Origin of the sequence: Bacteroides sp. RTP21281st1_H5_RTP21281_210402 (assembly GCF_040918965.1) — a bacterium.
Taxonomy (GTDB): Bacteria; Bacteroidota; Bacteroidia; order Bacteroidales; family Bacteroidaceae; genus Bacteroides; species Bacteroides congonensis.
Genome location: NZ_JBCOWR010000005.1, coordinates 313,171 through 329,361 on the forward strand (window position 1 = coordinate 313,171; position 16,191 = coordinate 329,361).

The 16,191-nt window shown below is 41.1% G+C and carries 13 protein-coding genes and 2 pseudogenes; 11 read left to right on the top strand and 4 right to left on the bottom strand.

What is annotated here, in order from left to right; genetic code table 11:
- Position 1: 1 nt before the first annotated feature.
- Positions 2–3,292: a S41 family peptidase gene (locus AB5443_RS10145; protein WP_368113989.1), complete on the top strand. Its 3,291-nt coding sequence runs from the start codon at positions 2–4 to the stop codon at positions 3,290–3,292.
- 129 nt (positions 3,293–3,421) lie between these two features.
- On the opposite strand, the gene AB5443_RS10150 is transcribed toward AB5443_RS10145, so the two are convergent.
- Positions 3,422–4,321 (bottom strand): helix-turn-helix domain-containing protein, encoded by a 900-nt coding sequence (locus AB5443_RS10150; RefSeq protein ID WP_368113988.1) that lies wholly within the window; start codon positions 4,319–4,321, stop codon positions 3,422–3,424.
- A gap of 155 nt (positions 4,322–4,476) precedes the next feature.
- Between AB5443_RS10150 and AB5443_RS10155 the strand changes: the two genes are divergently transcribed.
- Entirely contained in the window at positions 4,477–5,148 is a 672-nt protein-coding gene (locus AB5443_RS10155) for a YitT family protein (protein WP_368113987.1), read from the top strand.
- Positions 5,149–5,235: 87 nt separating this feature from the next.
- Here AB5443_RS10155 and AB5443_RS10160 read toward each other — a convergent pair whose 3' ends face one another.
- The gene (locus tag AB5443_RS10160; RefSeq protein WP_368113986.1) at positions 5,236–6,993 is read right to left on the bottom strand and encodes a 1-deoxy-D-xylulose-5-phosphate synthase; all 1,758 of its coding nucleotides are present in this window, start codon (positions 6,991–6,993) and stop codon (positions 5,236–5,238) included.
- A gap of 180 nt (positions 6,994–7,173) precedes the next feature.
- Here AB5443_RS10160 and AB5443_RS10165 point away from each other — a divergent pair, with 180 nt between their 5' ends.
- Entirely contained in the window at positions 7,174–7,929 is a 756-nt protein-coding gene (locus tag AB5443_RS10165) for a class I SAM-dependent methyltransferase (protein ID WP_368113985.1), read from the top strand.
- A gap of 57 nt (positions 7,930–7,986) precedes the next feature.
- On the opposite strand, the pseudogene AB5443_RS10170 reads toward AB5443_RS10165, so the two are convergent.
- Positions 7,987–8,158, bottom strand: a pseudogene (locus tag AB5443_RS10170) (AraC family transcriptional regulator); the annotation flags it as partial.
- A 185-nt stretch (positions 8,159–8,343) separates the two neighbouring features.
- Between AB5443_RS10170 and AB5443_RS10175 the strand changes: the two are divergent.
- From AB5443_RS10175 to AB5443_RS10210, 8 genes and pseudogenes are all read left to right on the top strand, one after another.
- Positions 8,344–8,478: a hypothetical protein gene (locus tag AB5443_RS10175; protein ID WP_277133838.1), complete on the top strand. Its 135-nt coding sequence runs from the start codon at positions 8,344–8,346 to the stop codon at positions 8,476–8,478.
- 63 nt (positions 8,479–8,541) lie between these two features.
- Positions 8,542–9,405, top strand: coding sequence for a DUF3737 family protein (locus tag AB5443_RS10180; protein ID WP_368113984.1), 864 nt, complete (start codon positions 8,542–8,544; stop codon positions 9,403–9,405).
- A gap of 3 nt (positions 9,406–9,408) precedes the next feature.
- A pseudogene (locus tag AB5443_RS10185) lies at positions 9,409–10,566 on the top strand (MalY/PatB family protein).
- Between the two features lie 77 nt (positions 10,567–10,643).
- Positions 10,644–11,846: a carboxymuconolactone decarboxylase family protein gene (locus tag AB5443_RS10190; protein WP_195662304.1), complete on the top strand. Its 1,203-nt coding sequence runs from the start codon at positions 10,644–10,646 to the stop codon at positions 11,844–11,846.
- A 575-nt stretch (positions 11,847–12,421) separates the two neighbouring features.
- Positions 12,422–13,549, top strand: a complete 1,128-nt coding sequence (locus AB5443_RS10195) for an OmpA family protein (protein ID WP_022138621.1) — start codon at positions 12,422–12,424, stop codon at positions 13,547–13,549.
- Positions 13,550–13,605: 56 nt separating this feature from the next.
- Positions 13,606–14,121, top strand: a complete 516-nt coding sequence (locus AB5443_RS10200) for a hypothetical protein (RefSeq protein ID WP_022138620.1) — start codon at positions 13,606–13,608, stop codon at positions 14,119–14,121.
- A 152-nt stretch (positions 14,122–14,273) separates the two neighbouring features.
- A complete protein-coding gene (locus AB5443_RS10205) occupies positions 14,274–15,230 on the top strand; it encodes a manganese catalase family protein (RefSeq protein WP_073342931.1) in 957 nt (318 codons plus the stop codon).
- A 261-nt stretch (positions 15,231–15,491) separates the two neighbouring features.
- Positions 15,492–15,794, top strand: coding sequence for a YtxH domain-containing protein (locus AB5443_RS10210; protein WP_368113983.1), 303 nt, complete (start codon positions 15,492–15,494; stop codon positions 15,792–15,794).
- Between the two features lie 84 nt (positions 15,795–15,878).
- On the opposite strand, the gene AB5443_RS10215 is transcribed toward AB5443_RS10210, so the two are convergent.
- Entirely contained in the window at positions 15,879–16,145 is a 267-nt protein-coding gene (locus tag AB5443_RS10215; protein WP_368113982.1) for a hypothetical protein, read from the bottom strand.
- Positions 16,146–16,191 lie beyond the last annotated feature (46 nt).

Genomic DNA, 16,191 nt, shown 5'->3' on the forward strand with positions numbered 1-16,191 from the left:
TATGAAGAAACTAATAACTTCTTTAGCACTGGCATTGACCGCATTGTCCGGCTATGCCATTACTCCTTTGTGGATGCGTGACGCACGTATTTCACCGAATGGAACGGAAATTGTCTTTTGTTATAAAGGCGATATCTACAAAGTCCCCGCACAGGGAGGAACAGCCGTTCAGTTGACAACACAAGCATCTTATGAAGCCAATCCCGTCTGGTCGCCCGACGGCAAGCAAATCGCCTTTTCCAGCGACCGCAATGGCAACTTTGACCTCTTTATCATGCCTGCCACTGGCGGAACGGCTAAGAGGCTGACTTATCATTCAGCATCGGAAATTCCGTCTGCTTTTACTCCCGATGGAAAGTATGTGCTTTTTTCCGCTTCTATTCAAGACCCGGCAGCCAGTGCATTGTTTCCTACCGGAGCTATGACGGAATTGTATAAAGTTCCTGTTGACGGCGGACGTACCGAACAAGTCCTGGGCACTCCTGCCGAATGGGTTTGCTTCGACAAAACAGGAAAGAACTTCCTTTATCAAGACCGGAAAGGCTTTGAAGACGAATGGAGAAAACACCATATTTCATCTATTACAAGAGATGTCTGGCTGTATGATACCCAAACCGGAAAGCATACAAATCTGACCAATCGGGGTGGGGAAGACCGTAACCCTGTTTATGCTCCCGATGGAAATACTGTTTATTTTTTGAGTGAACGCAATGGCGGTTCGTTCAATGTTTACTCTTTCCCGTTGGATACTCCGCAGGAAGTGAAAGCAGTTACTACCTTCAAGACTCATCCGGTACGTTTCCTGTCTGTCAGCGATAAGGGTACACTTTGCTATACTTATGATGGGGAGCTTTATACGCAAGAGGTAAATGCCCGTCCCCAAAAAGTAAAAGTAGAACTTGTCCGGGATAACGAAGAACAGCTTGCCACACTCAAATTCTCTCAGGGAGCAACTTCAGCTTCTGTATCTCCCGATGGAAAGCAGGTTGCTTTCATCGTGCGTGGTGATGTATTTGTCACTTCTACGGACTATGCAACGACCAAGCAAATCACGAATACTCCAGCCAAAGAAGCTGCCGTCTCCTTTGCTCCGGATAACCGTACATTGGTTTATGCCAGTGAACGAACCGGAAACTGGCAACTATACACTGCCAAAATAACCCGTAAAGAAGACCCCAACTTCCCCAACGCTACCTTGATTGAAGAAGAAGTATTACTTCCTTCCAAAACCGTAGAACGTGCATATCCGAAATATTCACCGGACGGAAAGGAACTGGCTTTTATTGAAGACCGCAACCGATTGATGGTACTTGACTTGAAAACGAAAAAGGTACGTCAGGTGACAGATGGTTCTACATGGTATAACACCGGTGGTGGCTTTGACTATGAATGGTCGCCTGACGGTAAATGGCTCACTCTTGAATTTATAGGAAATCGCCATGACCCCTATTCGGATATAGGTATAGTCAGCGCGCAGGGAGGGACAATTACCAATCTGACGAATAGCGGATATATCAGTGGTTCTCCGCTTTGGGTACTCGACGGCAATGCTATTCTTTTTCAGACAGAACGTTATGGTATGCGTGCACATGCTTCCTGGGGTTCACAGCAGGATGTCATGCTGGTATTCTTGAATCAAGATGCTTACGACCGCTATCGCCTAAGCAAAGAAGATTTTGAATTGCTCAAAGAATTTGAGAAAGAACAGAAGAAAGCTAAAGAGAAAGATAAGGATAAAAACAAGAAGTCTGATAAAGATAAAAAATCTGATAAAGACAAAGACGCTGAAAAGGACTCTGGTGAAACGGATAAAGATAAGGACGATACAAAGGATATTGTCGTAGAACTCTACGGTATCGAAGACCGCATCGTCCGTCTTACTCCCAACTCTTCCGACTTGGGCAGTGCCATACTTTCCAAAGATGGAGAGAACCTTTATTATTTCTCTGCTTTTGAAGGCGGCTATGACCTTTGGAAGATGAACCTTCGTGAAAAAGATACGAAACGTCTTCATAAACTGAATTCCGGTTGGGCATCATTGATGCTGGACAAGAAAGGGGATATATTCTTGCTGGGAAGTAGAAATATGCAGAAGATGGATGCCAAATCGGACGCATTGAAACCAATCAGCTATCAGGCCGAAATGAGGATGGAACTGGCTGCCGAACGTGAAGCCATGTTCGACCATGTCTACAAGCAACATCAGAAACGTTTTTATAACGTCAATATGCATGGAGTAAACTGGGATGCCATGACTGCCGCTTACCGCAAATTCCTTCCTCACATTGATAATAACTATGACTTCGCTGAATTATTGAGTGAATGGCTGGGCGAGTTGAACGTCTCTCATACAGGAGGACGCTATTCTCCGCGAGGTAAGGGGGATGTGACGTCTAATCTCGGTTTATTGTTCGACTGGAATTATCAGGGCAAAGGTATGCAAATCTCAGAAGTCGTGGAGAAAGGGCCGTTCGACCATTCCCGTACCAAAGTAAAAGCCGGCTGCATTATCGAAAAGATAAACGGTGAAGAACTGGCTCCTGATAAGGATATTACTGCTTTACTGAATAATATGGCCGGAAAGAAAACACTGGTCTCGTTATATGATCCGCAGAATAAGGAACGTTGGGAAGAAGTGGTTATGCCTATTACTAGTGGAAAGCTCAATGGTCTGCTGTACAAACGTTGGGTAAAACAGCGTGCTGCCGATGTCAAGAAATGGTCGAACGGACGCCTTGGATATGTCCATATTCAATCTATGGGCGACGGTAGTTTCCGTACAGTTTACTCTGATATTTTGGGTAAATACAACAACTGTGACGGAATAGTAATAGATACCCGTTTCAACGGTGGTGGTCGTCTGCATGAAGATATCGAGATACTGTTCAGCGGGAAGAAGTACTTCACGCAAGTGGTTCGTGGCCGCGAAGCGTGTGATATGCCAAGCCGTCGTTGGAACAAGCCTTCTATCATGCTGCAATGCGAAGCCAACTACTCGAATGCGCACGGTACTCCTTGGGTATACAAGCATCGGAATATAGGCAAGCTTGTCGGTATGCCTGTTCCGGGAACAATGACAAGCGTGTCCTGGGAAACTTTACAAGACCCGTCTTTGGTATTCGGTATTCCTATTGTCGGTTATCGTTTGCCTGACGGCAGTTATTTGGAAAATTCTCAATTAGAGCCTGATGTTAAGGTTGCCAATAACCCCGAAACCGTAGTGAAGGGTGAAGATACACAGTTGAAAGTGGCTGTGGATGAACTTTTGAAAGAGATAGATAGCAAGAAATAGGCCTGATATATAAAATGAAACTGTATTAAGGACAAGTAACTGATACTTTGCTTTAATACAGTTTCATTTATTTAAAAGGAATCATTTTCCTGCTTTTTTGTCCGTTCGACCCTTTATTCGCGATAATGTTTATAGTTTTTCTTTGTAACATTCATTCCTGTAATTCAATGGGGTCTGCCCTGTATTTCTTTTGAAGAATTTGCAAAAACTGGCGGCATCACTAAAACATAGTTTGGAAGCAATTTCGCCAATTGTTGATTTTGTCGAATTTAATAACGTACGTGCTTCCATTACCAGTAATTCTGTGATGATACTATTGATGGTTTTACCTGTCCCTGTACGTACTATTCGTGCCAAGTATTGTTCGCTGATAGCCAGTTTGTCCGCATAAAAACTCACAAAATGTTCTTCTCTGAAATTAAGGGTAACAAGGGCGTGAAACTCTTGCAAGACGTGGTCTTTGCGGCTGACTTCTTTTTTGATAATTGTCTTTCGGGAAAGAAAATCGGCTATATCCAGAAATAGGGCATTGCACGCCGCCTGTATCCGCCGGAAAAGGAAATGATGTTTGATATTCATCAGGTGCATCAGAACTTCCAGTTCCTTATGGATGATTCCGGCTTCATATTTCGTTAGTTGTATCGTATATTGCTTGTTCTGTCTCATCGTTGCCAGTAGCGTAGCCGTTATTTGAGTCAGATAAGAATCGTCCGTCCGCATGGATTCGGAGATGGAGAGGGTGATAAACTTAATATCCCGACTCGAATAAAGATGCTCCGTGAGATAATTTGCTCCATGAATAAGCAACATATTCGGCTCTATCGCAATAAACTCCCCATTCAGCAAAATCTCCGAACGGCCTTCAAGAACGAATATCATATACAGTTCCCGATTGAAATAACGTTCGTTATCAGGATAACTTCTGTCTTTATATTCACTCTGAAAGCAGACTACTTCCTCTTTATAATGAGGAATTTCAGGATGCTCCTTTAATAGCTGTGTATTGTCGAATATGCGGGATTTTACCATTTATACCTTCTTTTTCAAGACGTAAAAATACGATTTGTTTCGGATATGACAAAAACTGTATGGAATTAGATAATCTATTTTCTTCAAAAAAACAGGAACTTTGCATATTCTTTCCAATATATGAAAGAATCAAGATAAGGAGATTATAAAAAGATATGAAAATGAAAGATGTTTTTAAGAGGTATTCGGTGTTTATTATCGGGCTATATTTTTTAGCGGCCGGTATTGTTCTGATTATACGTTCCGCATTGGGCACGACTCCTATATCCAGTATCAACTATGTGTTGAGCCTGAATAGTCCTTTATCATTGGGTACTTGTACTTTTATTATCAATATGATACTTATCTTGGGACAGTTCTGGTTAATCCGAAAGAATAAAACCCGGCAGGATATTATTGAAATTCTTCTTCAGATGCCTTTCTCTTTTCTATTTTCGGCATTCATTGATTTCAATATGATGATGACAAGTGAACTGCGTCCTACCAACTATGGAATGTCAATAGCTTTATTACTAACAGGGTGTTTGGTACAGTCTATCGGGGTGGTTCTTGAACTCAAACCGAAGGTGGCTATGATGAGCGCGGAAGCATTCGTAAAATATGCATCCCGTCGTTATAATAAAGAGTTCGGGAAGTTTAAGGTGTATTTTGATGTGACTTTAGTTACTTTGGCGGTTATACTCTCGCTCCTGTTAACTCAAGGTGTTCAAGGAGTACGTGAAGGCTCTCTTATCGCTGCTTGTATAACAGGCTATATCGTCAGCTTTCTGAATCAGAAGATAATGACGAGAAAAACACTTCATAAATTATTGCCTGTTTTGAAATAAAGAAAAGAAATAGGTCGATGCAATTGCCGTAACGGACAATGTGCATCGACCTGCGTATATAATGAGCGGGTTTGATTGACTTTAATCTTAACCGAGAACCGTCTTTATATCTTCCACAATCTGCTCATCTGTAAGATGATTGGCACGAAGCAACTCCTGTATATCAAAGCGGTCTACGAATTCTTTCTTAGCTCCGTAATTTATCACTTTCATATCACTGGCTCCATAATACCGGGCAATCTTTTCACCGAAACCACCATCCAGTACGCCATCTTCCAGTGTAATCACTAATTGATGGTCGGCTTTCAGTTCGTTCATAAGTTCAGTGTCTACCCCTGTGATATAACGAGGATTAATCAACGTTGCATCAATACCCGTTTTTTCTTTCAGCAATGACAGAACCGACTGTCCCAATCCATAGAAAGATCCCAAAGCTACAATGGCTACTTTCGACCCACGATGGGTGACCTTATAACGGTTCAGAACACTATAATCGGATTCAACAGGTTCACCACAACTTATCACATCTGTTGCCGGCACACGGATAGCAACCGGATGCTCATTCTGACTGATGCTCCATTCAAGCATCGCAAGATATTCTTCCTTGCAGGTCGGCGCCAAATAGACCATATTAGGGATATTGCTGATAAGCGGAATATCGAAGAAGCAGAGATGCGTCACATCATTCATGCCGGACAATGTACCCCAAAATACCAGTAAGACAGCCGGATTATTATTAATACAAAGGTCTTGCGAAAGTTGGTCGTAGGAACGTTGGATAAATGTACTATACACTCCATAGACCGGCTTTCCGCCCGCCTTGGCGATGCCCGAAGCAAGTGCTACCGCATGTTCTTCGGCAATGCCGACATCTACAAACTGCTTTCCTGCTTCCTGACGGCGGTCGGGTGTAAATCCGAGAACCGCAGGAGTGCCCGAGGTGATTGTCACCACACGAGAGTCCTCTTTCATCTTCTTCAGCAGGTATTGGGCGGTTACTTCACTGTAATCATCTCCCTCGTCATTGATTTTCGCTTCTCCGGTTTCTATATTGAAAGGAACACGCCAGTGGTAAGTCTCCTTATCTTGTTCGGCACGTGCGTAGCCTTTGCCTTTCAGGGTATTAATGTGCACTACTATCGGATGCTGGATATCTTTCACTTTGGAGAAAGCCTCAATCAATGCTTCCACATTGTTTCCGTCGTTCACATACATATAATCCAGTCCCATAGCCTTGAAGAAATTGCACTCACATTGCCCGTTGCTGTCGCGCAGTTCCTTTAGATTCTTATACAGCCCACCATGATTCTCTGCAATAGACATCTGATTATCATTGACAATAATAATCAGGTTTGTACCAAGCTCCGCCACATAGTCCAATCCTTCGAACGCCTCGCCGCCACTTAAAGAACCGTCACCTATCACAGCTATAATATTTTCATTGCCACCGGTCAGGTCGCGTCCTTTCGCTAACCCGCTGGCCAGACTGACGGAAGTGGAGGTATGACCGATAATAAAGAAGTCATGCTCACTTTCCTGTGGCTCGGAATAACCGGACACTTTGTCATACTCGGCCGGATAGAGGAAAGCATCTTTCCGTCCGGTCAGCATCTTATGCACATAACTCTGATGAGATACATCAAATACAATTTTGTCTTCCGGTGAATTAAATACATAATGTAAAGCGATAGTCGCTTCCACCATTCCGAAATTAGGCCCGAAATGCCCGCCGTGTTCACTCAACTTTTGAAGGAGTGATACACGGATTTCATTACTTAAATTATTGAGTTCATTAAACGATAACTTCTTTACATCTGCGGGAGAGTAAATATTTTCTAAATACATATCAATTTGTTTTTTTACGTTTATACCTATTATCTTTATCACACTGCAAAGATACTGCTGATTTTAAATTCGGTTTGTATACAGATTACGGATTATTTTACCTATATTACCGACCTTGGAAAATAGGACTGACAATAAACATAAAAATAGTAGATAATATATATTGGAGGACAACATATAATGAATAGTGATTATAAAGTGGGCGATTTAATTTATGATGCAAATATTTATGACGCAATGAATACCAACCTGGATGATTTGTACTTTTATAAGCGATGGCTGCCTGAAAACAAGGATGCCCGGATACTTGAACTTTGTTGTGGTACAGGCAGGCTTACTCTTCCCATTGCAAAGGAAGGATATGATATTACCGGGGTTGATTACACCCCTTCAATGCTTGCTCAGGCAAAGAATAAAGCTGCCGAAGCAGGATTAGAAATAAGTTTTATCGAGGCAGATATCAGAACTTTGGATTTGCGGGAAAAATACGACCTCATCTTTATTCCATTTAATTCGATTCATCATTTATATAAGAATGAAGATTTATTTAAGGTATTTAATATAGTTAAGAGTCATCTCAAAGACAACGGCTTATTTCTGTTTGATTGTTTTAATCCGAATATCCAATATATAGTTGAAGGTGAAAAGGAACAGAAAGAAATTGCTGCATATACAACTGGTGATGGCAGGGAAGTCTTGATAAAGCAGACCATGAGATATGAAAATAAAACTCAGATAAACCGTATTGAATGGCATTATTTTATCAATGGTGAGTTCGATTCTATTCAAAATCTGGATATGAGAATGTTCTTCCCTCAAGAGTTAGATTCATATTTGGAATGGAATGGTTTTCATATTCTTCATAAGTATGGTGGATTTGAAGAAGAGACATTTAATGATAATTCGGCAAAACAGATATTTGTTTGCCAATGCTAGTTCGGATATTGAGGCTCTGTTGAGTCTGGCTTCAATATTTTCTCTTTTATGTAAAAATCTGGTTTCTTTCAGGAAAAGTGAGTAAAGACCATAATTCATTTGGATATGGTTAACAGATTTAGTCGCTTTGGTCAGCTCAACGATACTGACCAGCGGATGCAATGTCTCACGTCCGTATAAGTTGTTATATGGGTGGGGCTACATTCTCTAATTTTATAACTTTCTCCATAGTTGTTTTTATTTGAACCGTAAGAAGATACGCATAAAAAAATTATCTTCATAGAGGGGAAATGACGAATCTGTAATTCGGGTAATAATGTCAGTAATTCATCTACAAACAATCTCTTAATTTCACCGTAATTTTGCAGTGTAGAAAGTAGACAATCAATTCTTTAATTATTAAAAACAAGAGATATGAAACGGATCTTATTATTAACGACTGTATTTATTATGATGCTCGGAACTAGTTTTTCTTCTGCACAGACAGATGCGGACAACTTTTATGAAAGTGATTTGGCAAGCTGGAATCTTTCTTCAAGGAGTATCTGAAGAAATAGTGATAACAGGAAATGTAAATGTGACTTTTGAAATAACAGACTAAAAAATAAACTAATGGAACAAATAAGAAATCAAGAATACGGGGGCGAACGTCCTCTGTTTGCAACCCACGACCTTCAACTGGAAGATGTGACGATTCACGCCGGTGAATCCGCACTGAAAGAATGTAGTAACATTATAGCAATCAACTGTCGCTTTGAAGGAAAATATCCCTTTTGGCATACCAATGGATTTATAGTGAAGAACTGTCTCTTTACAGAAGGCGCCCGTGCTGCACTATGGTATTCCCAAAGTCTGCAAATGGCGGATACCTTGGTGGAAGCCCCGAAGATGTTTCGCGAAATGAACGGGATAAAACTCGAAAATGTACAGTTGCCCAACGCTTTGGAAACATTTTGGTATTGTCGTAATATAGACTTGAAGAACGTGCAGATAGACAAGGCGGATTATCTGTTCATACATAGCGAGAATATCAATATCCAAAACTACGCCCAAAACGGAAACTATTCATTCCAGTACTGTAAGAACGTGGAAATCCGTAATGCGGTTATCAACTCCAAAGATGCATTCTGGAATACGGAGAATGTAACTGTCTATGATTCCGAACTGAATGGAGAATATCTAGGCTGGCATTCTAAAAACTTGCGTTTGGTAAATTGCAGGATTTCGGGCACACAGCCACTTTGCTATGCGCATGACCTGGTCATGGAAAATTGTACAATGGCCGATGACGCTGATCTCGCTTTTGAACACAGTAGTGTGAAAGCAACGATTAAGAGTCCGGTTCACAGCGTGAAGAATCCCCGTACGGGAAGCATTATTGCCGAAAGTTTCGGGACAATCATCCTGGACGAGAATCTCAAAGCACCGGGAAATTGTGAATTGAAACTTTGGGACGAACTGACTTGTTTTGATTGAAATATGAAGTACAACTTCGATGAAATAATTCCACGCCGAGGTACGAACTCCTATAAATGGGATTCTGCCAGAGATGCAGATGTATTACCGATGTGGGTGGCCGATATGGATTTCCGTACGGCTCCCCCTGTTGTGGAAGCGTTGAGGAAACGGGCGGAGCATGGTATCTTCGGATATGTCCGTGTACCGGATGCATACTACGCGGCGGTGACAAACTGGTTTGCAAGGCGGCATGACTGGTAGATAGAAAAAGAATGGATTATTTATACCACGGGAGTAGTACCGGCATTGTCTGCTGTTATTAAGGCACTGACAGTCCCCGGAGATAAAGTAATGGTGCAGACACCCGTATATAACTGCTTTTTCTCCTCTATCCGCAATAACGGATGCGGAATGATTGCCAATCCGCTGATTTATAGAAATGGAACCTATCAGATAGATTTTGCGGATTTGGAACAAAAAGCTGCCGACCCAAGCGTAAAGGTTCTATTGTTATGCAACCCGCATAATCCTGCCGGAAGGGTATGGACAAAGCAGGAACTTACCCGTATCGGTGACATCTGTATCCGAAATAATGTGTGGGTAGTAGCAGATGAAATCCACTGCGAACTTGTCTTTCCGGGACACATCTATATCCCCTTTGCTTCTATCTCTCAAGAATTCTTGATGCACTCCGTCACTTGCACCTCGCCCAGTAAAGCCTTTAACCTGGCAGGGCTTCAGATTGCCAATATCATTTCTGCCGATACGGATATACGGATGAAAATAGATAAAGCAATCAATGTCAATGAGGTTTGTGATGTGAACCCATTCGGGGTGGAAGCGTTAATGGCAGCCTATAACGACAGTGAGGAATGGTTGGAAGAGCTGAAACAATACTTGTTCGCCAATTACAATTATTTGAGGGCATACTTCGCAGAATGTCTTCCTAAATTTCCAGTGTCGATGTTGGAAGGCACTTATCTGGTTTGGGTGGACTGTTCAGTACTGAATCAGTCATCGGATGAGATAGTGAAAACCTTGTTGGAGAAAGAAAAACTTTGGGTGAACGAGGGCGGCTTGTACGGAGAGGCTGGTGAAGGATTTATCCGCATCAACATCGCTTGTCCGCGACAGCAGTTGATAGAAGGATTAAACAGGTTGAGGCGGGCTTTGAAATAATAAAATAATTGTCAATTTATTGAGAGTTCTTTTGAACTCTTCGTGAGTATGAATAAAAAGAATAATAGACTATGAACATGAAGAGATTAATTGTTACTTTAGTAGTTGCATTAATAACGTTTTTCGGATATAATTCATTAAATGCACAGAATATGAAAAAAGAAGAAGTACCCCAAAACATCAGCGCATTTCCGATAGGAGAGGAGAATGTAGGATTCAAACAATATTTCACAGGAGAATCCTGGTTGGCGCGGTTGACTAATAACAAAGACTTGAATGTCCCCATGTCCAACGTTACTTTTGAACCCGGTTGCCGCAATAACTGGCACAGCCATACGGGCGGACAAATCCTGATTACCGTAGGAGGCGTAGGATATTATCAGGAACGTGGCAAAGCGTCACGCCGCTTGCTTCCTGGTGATGTGGTTGAAATCGCTCCGAACGTAGAACATTGGCACGGTGCCGCCCCCGATAGCTGGTTCTCGCATCTGGCTATCGAATGTAATCCGCAGACCAACAAGAATACATGGCTGGAACGTGTGAGCGACCAACAATATGCCGAAGCTACAAAAGACAACGTGGCAACCGGACTAAAAGCTACCGACCCCGAGCTGGACGGAATATTTAGTAATTTTACAAAAGAAGTGCAGGAGTATGGTGACTTGGATACTAAAACCCGCCTTATGGTAACCTTGGCGTCCAATATTGCTTCGCAGGCACAGGCTGAATACCGTATCACACTCGAAAACGCCCTAAATGAAGGTATTACCCCGATAGAAGTGAAGGAAATCCTTTATCAGGCAGCAGCTTATGCAGGCATGGCTAAGGTGAGAGATTTTATCGGTCTTACTAATGGTATATTGCTTGCCCGTGGCGCACACCTTCCCTTAGCGGGACAATCGGTTGTATCATCCGAAACCCGTTTTGACAAAGGGCTGGAGTTACAGAAATCCATTTTCGGTGAACGGATAGAACAGATGCATAAGAACGCTCCCGAGAATCAGAAGCATATCCAGCGTTATCTCTCCGCCAATTGCTTCGGAGACTACCAGACACGTAGTGGGCTGAATGTGAAGACACGCGAACTGGTTACGTTCTCAATTTTAGTTTCCTTAGGCGGCTGTGAATCGCAAGTAAAAGGACACATACAAGGAAATGTCAACGTAGGGAATAACAAAGATACGTTACTGACTGTTGTCACACAACTGTTGCCCTATATCGGCTATCCGCGTACACTCAATGCCATAGCCTGCCTGAATGAGGTGATTCCGGAAAAATAATAAGTTTGAGTGAGATTAGTATACCAAATGTGAATTGGGAAATGTTATTTTTAGTGATTTGCATATTTTAATATTGTCCTATTTTTAATATTTGCTTATAATATTATAATCACTGTTTTGATTCAGAAAAGGCATATTTATGATTGGTAGAGAATAAATATGCCTTTTTGTGTGTATGTATATTGATTATTTATACAGCCTGATTATTAGTAAAAGAGGCTTTATTTAAGGATGAGCTGCTTTTTTAGTGAGGAATGTGTTGTATGTGTAATTGCTTTTAATTCTTATAGTTGAGTAATTTAGAATGTCGCTTCCTAATAGTAATTACTATTTGCTGTTTATTGTTTAGTAACTGACAATACTCTCCACTCCTTTATCTGATTTTGATTTATTTTTATAGACTTTTCTAATAAATATGCATAAGTATTCTGCTTTTCAATAAATGGTGTATTCTTTCGATTTTTTGAAATCAAATATATGTTAATGTGAAATACATATTACGAACTAATTTTTTTTAGGATATGTTGTTTTCGTGTAGATGATAAACAAAACGTCACATTTAATTATATTCAATTATGAAAAAGTCTATTATTTTATTAGCTTGCGTATTGGGCGCATTTTCAGCGAATGCCCAAACAGTTATTGAAAGTACTAAATTTACGGATAATTGGTCGGTGGGAATCAATGCCGGTGCAGTGACTCCCCTTACTCATAGTGCTTTCTTTAAAAGTATGCGTCCTGCTTTTGGAGTAGGATTCTCGAAACAGTTGACTCCTAATTTCGGTTTGGGATTCCAGGGAATGGGGTATGTGAATACAACCCAAAGTAAAACTGCTTTTGACGCTTCTGATGTAAGTCTATTGGGTAAAGTGAATCTGATGAATCTTTTCGGCACTTATCTTGGTTCTCCGCGTGTATTTGAAATTGAAGCAGTGGCCGGTGTAGGGTGGTTGCACTATTATGCGAGCGGCGACGGTGACGAAAATTCATGGTCTACCCGTTTCGGGATGAACTTTAATTTCAATATGGGCGAATCCAAAGCATGGACGATTGGTATCAGGCCTGCTATCGTGTATGATATGCAGGGGGATTACAATCAGGCAAAAAGCCGTTTCAATGCCAACAATGCTGCTTTCGAAATCACTGCGGGATTGACATATCATTTTGCAACGAGCAATGGAACCCATTACTTCAATAAGGTGAGAGTCTACAATCAGGCTGAAATTGATGACTTGAATTCTTCTATAAATGCGCTTCGCGGACAAGTGGATACCAGAGATAGCGAGTTGAATACTGCTAACCAAAGAATCAACGGACTTCAACAGGAACTGAATGACTGCCGTACTAAAGTAGTTCCGGCAGAAACAGTAGTCAAGACAGCCCGCATCCCGGAATCTATCATCACTTTCAGACAAGGTCGTTCATCAGTAGATGCATCACAGTTGCCGAATGTGGAACGTGTAGCTTCTTATATGACTAAGCATCCGGAGACGAAAGTTATAATAAAAGGATATGCTTCTCCGGAAGGTAGTGCCGAACTTAATGCCAGACTGGCTGCTGCACGTGCAGAAGCTGTCAAGACAATTCTGGTTAAGAGATATAGGATAGCAGCAGATCGTGTAACTGCCGAAGGACAGGGAGTGGGCGATATGTTTACCGAACCGGATTGGAACCGTGTAAGTATCTGTACTATTGAAGAATAACAGGAAACGAGAGTTTTGTTTTAGATGAAATATATTATTAACTAAATGCCTTGATTATGAAAAAGTTTTTATTATTGATTTTGGTTGCAATGACTGCTTTCGGAGTGAATGCTCAAACTAGAAAAGGTGAGGGGGCTTTAATGGGAAGTCTTGGTTACCAAACTAATTACGAGAGATTCGGTTTACAAGCGCAGGGACGCTATGTGATAGCGAATAATCTTAGGATAGCTCCTGACCTCACATTCTTTTTCCCGAAAGACAAAGCAACGGGACTGGATGTGAATGTGAACTTCCATTATGTGTTCAATTTCAGTAAGGATGGACAAGGATTTTCCGTTTATCCTCTTGCGGGAATTGGTATGCAGAACAATTTCTATGGAAAGCAGGATGTCGAGGTCAATGGTGTGACCACTCAGGTGGATAGAAGTAACTCAACCAAGTTTGCTTTTAATCTTGGAGGCGGTATTACATTACCTTTGTCAGAACGTAGCTTTTTAAACGCGGAAGCGAAATTTATGTTTGCCGAGGATGACAATGTCGTTATCATGTTAGGTTATGGTTATAAATTCTGATTCTTGTTGTATGCCGGACGGTATTTATGCTATCCGGCATATTTTTTCTGACGATGTCGCATTAAAAGAGTGCGTGAACATATAAAATAACATGTTATAAATATAGATGTACATCTTAATCAACCTGAATTATTAACTTAAAAAAATCGATTATGTTTTACCATGTAAAAGATTTGCAGTTTAATGCCCGCGTCTCCAGGCCGGATCCGCGTTTCGCACGTATATTGCTTGAGGCATTCGGTGGTGCTAATGGAGAATTAACTTCAGCCATGCAATATTTTGTACAGGCTTTCAGTTGTCATAATCCGTTCCCGGATAAGTATGACATGCTTATGGACATTGCCACGGAAGAACTGGCACATCTTGAAATAGTGGGTGCTACTATTCAGATGCTTCTCGGACCGGTAAACGGTGAGATGAAGGATGCCGCAGAGACAATGGATATTCGCAAGCTGATGGATGGCAAGTCCGCTAAGGAAGAATTTATCCAGCAAGCGTTTACAAATCCGCAATGTGTGGTAGTTGCCCCCGGGAGTCCTATGTTGACAGACAGTAATGGAAATCCATGGTGTGGAAGTTTTGTATCTGCCAATGCGGAACTTACAGTAGACCTTCAGTCCAATATGGCAAACGAATGTCGCGCCAAGATTGGTTATGAAAATCTTCTGAAGTTTACGGAAGATCCGTCGGTAAGAGAAACTCTTATTTTCCTTATGACTCGTGAAGTTACTCACTTCCAACAGTTCGAGGCAGCTCTGAACACCATTCAGCCGAACTTCCCGCCTGCAGTACTGCAAACTTCACCGAAATATAGCAACCTTTACTTTAATCTGTCAAAAGGTGAAGAGTTCCGTGGTCCATGGAATGAAGGTGAAAGCTCAAGACTGAAAGAAGAATGGCAGTATATTGACGAGCCACTGGAAGAAGTGAGAAGGACAAACGGGCTGGTAGACAGAAAACCTGAAGGAACGGAACGTACCGAAAAGCAAGTTGCCCAAATAGACGAACAGTTGTCTGAAGAACGCAGCAATGAAGTGCTTTCGGCAACTCCTGAAAAGGAACTGATGTGGTGTGATTATCAGAAATCAGAAAAAGGCAGCAAAAAATAAATGGCTGCATATAATCTATTTTTTAACTTTTAATTTTTTGTGTTATGAATAAGAAAACTGAAAAAAAACAGGAAGCAAAGAGTGCCAAAAAGGAAACTCAGGCTAAAGAAAGTAAATCTGCAACTTCCAGTAAGAAGTCAGATAAGAAGTAATGCTTTAGATTCTTAAATCAAGTTCATGTTTTTTCCGGCGGAAGATGTTCGGAATATCTTTCGCCGGAATTTTTAATTCTATTTTATGAAATAACTAATTTGAGAGAATATGGAAACAAGAAAAATATTGTTCGCAGTTTTGGCGTTGATATGTACTGTGTCTTTGGCTATAACTTCTTGCAATGATAAAAAAACGCAGGATAAGGTTAACAACCGGATTGAGAATGCAAAGGAATCTGCTGACAGGGTGCTTGATAAGGCTTCAGATAAAATAGAAGCAGGAGCGGATAGCGTAAAAGAAGCTTGGAAAGAAACCAAAGAAGAAGTAAAGGATGGGGCGCATAAAGCTAAGAAGGAAATAAAGGAAGGTTATAATAATGCCAAAAAAGAAGTGAAAAAGACACTTGATTGATCTTTGTTGAAATATGTTTCATACATCGGAAGCATAGTATTTCCATTATTTACCTTCAGAAAGGACAGTGTCTATCCTGTCCTTTCATCTATTAGTTTCCAGTTTGTATAACTCTAATTTGTATTGATTCAGATACCAGCAATTCCCGTCACATATTTTCTTGGTCAATGTTCCGAAGAAGGAACGGGTCATGCATCTGTTGCCAAACAGATTGTTGCAACGTAGTCTGTATGCTTCGATAGCCAGTGCCCTTTCTGCCATACGTCCTTTGGTGTATGCGTCCGAGCACATCTTATGTATGTTCTCATACTCGGTTTGACCTGTAAGAAATAAATTATCGCAATTTTTCATATTCCGGTATTTTTAATGTTTTATATTTAGTAAAACATATTGTGGA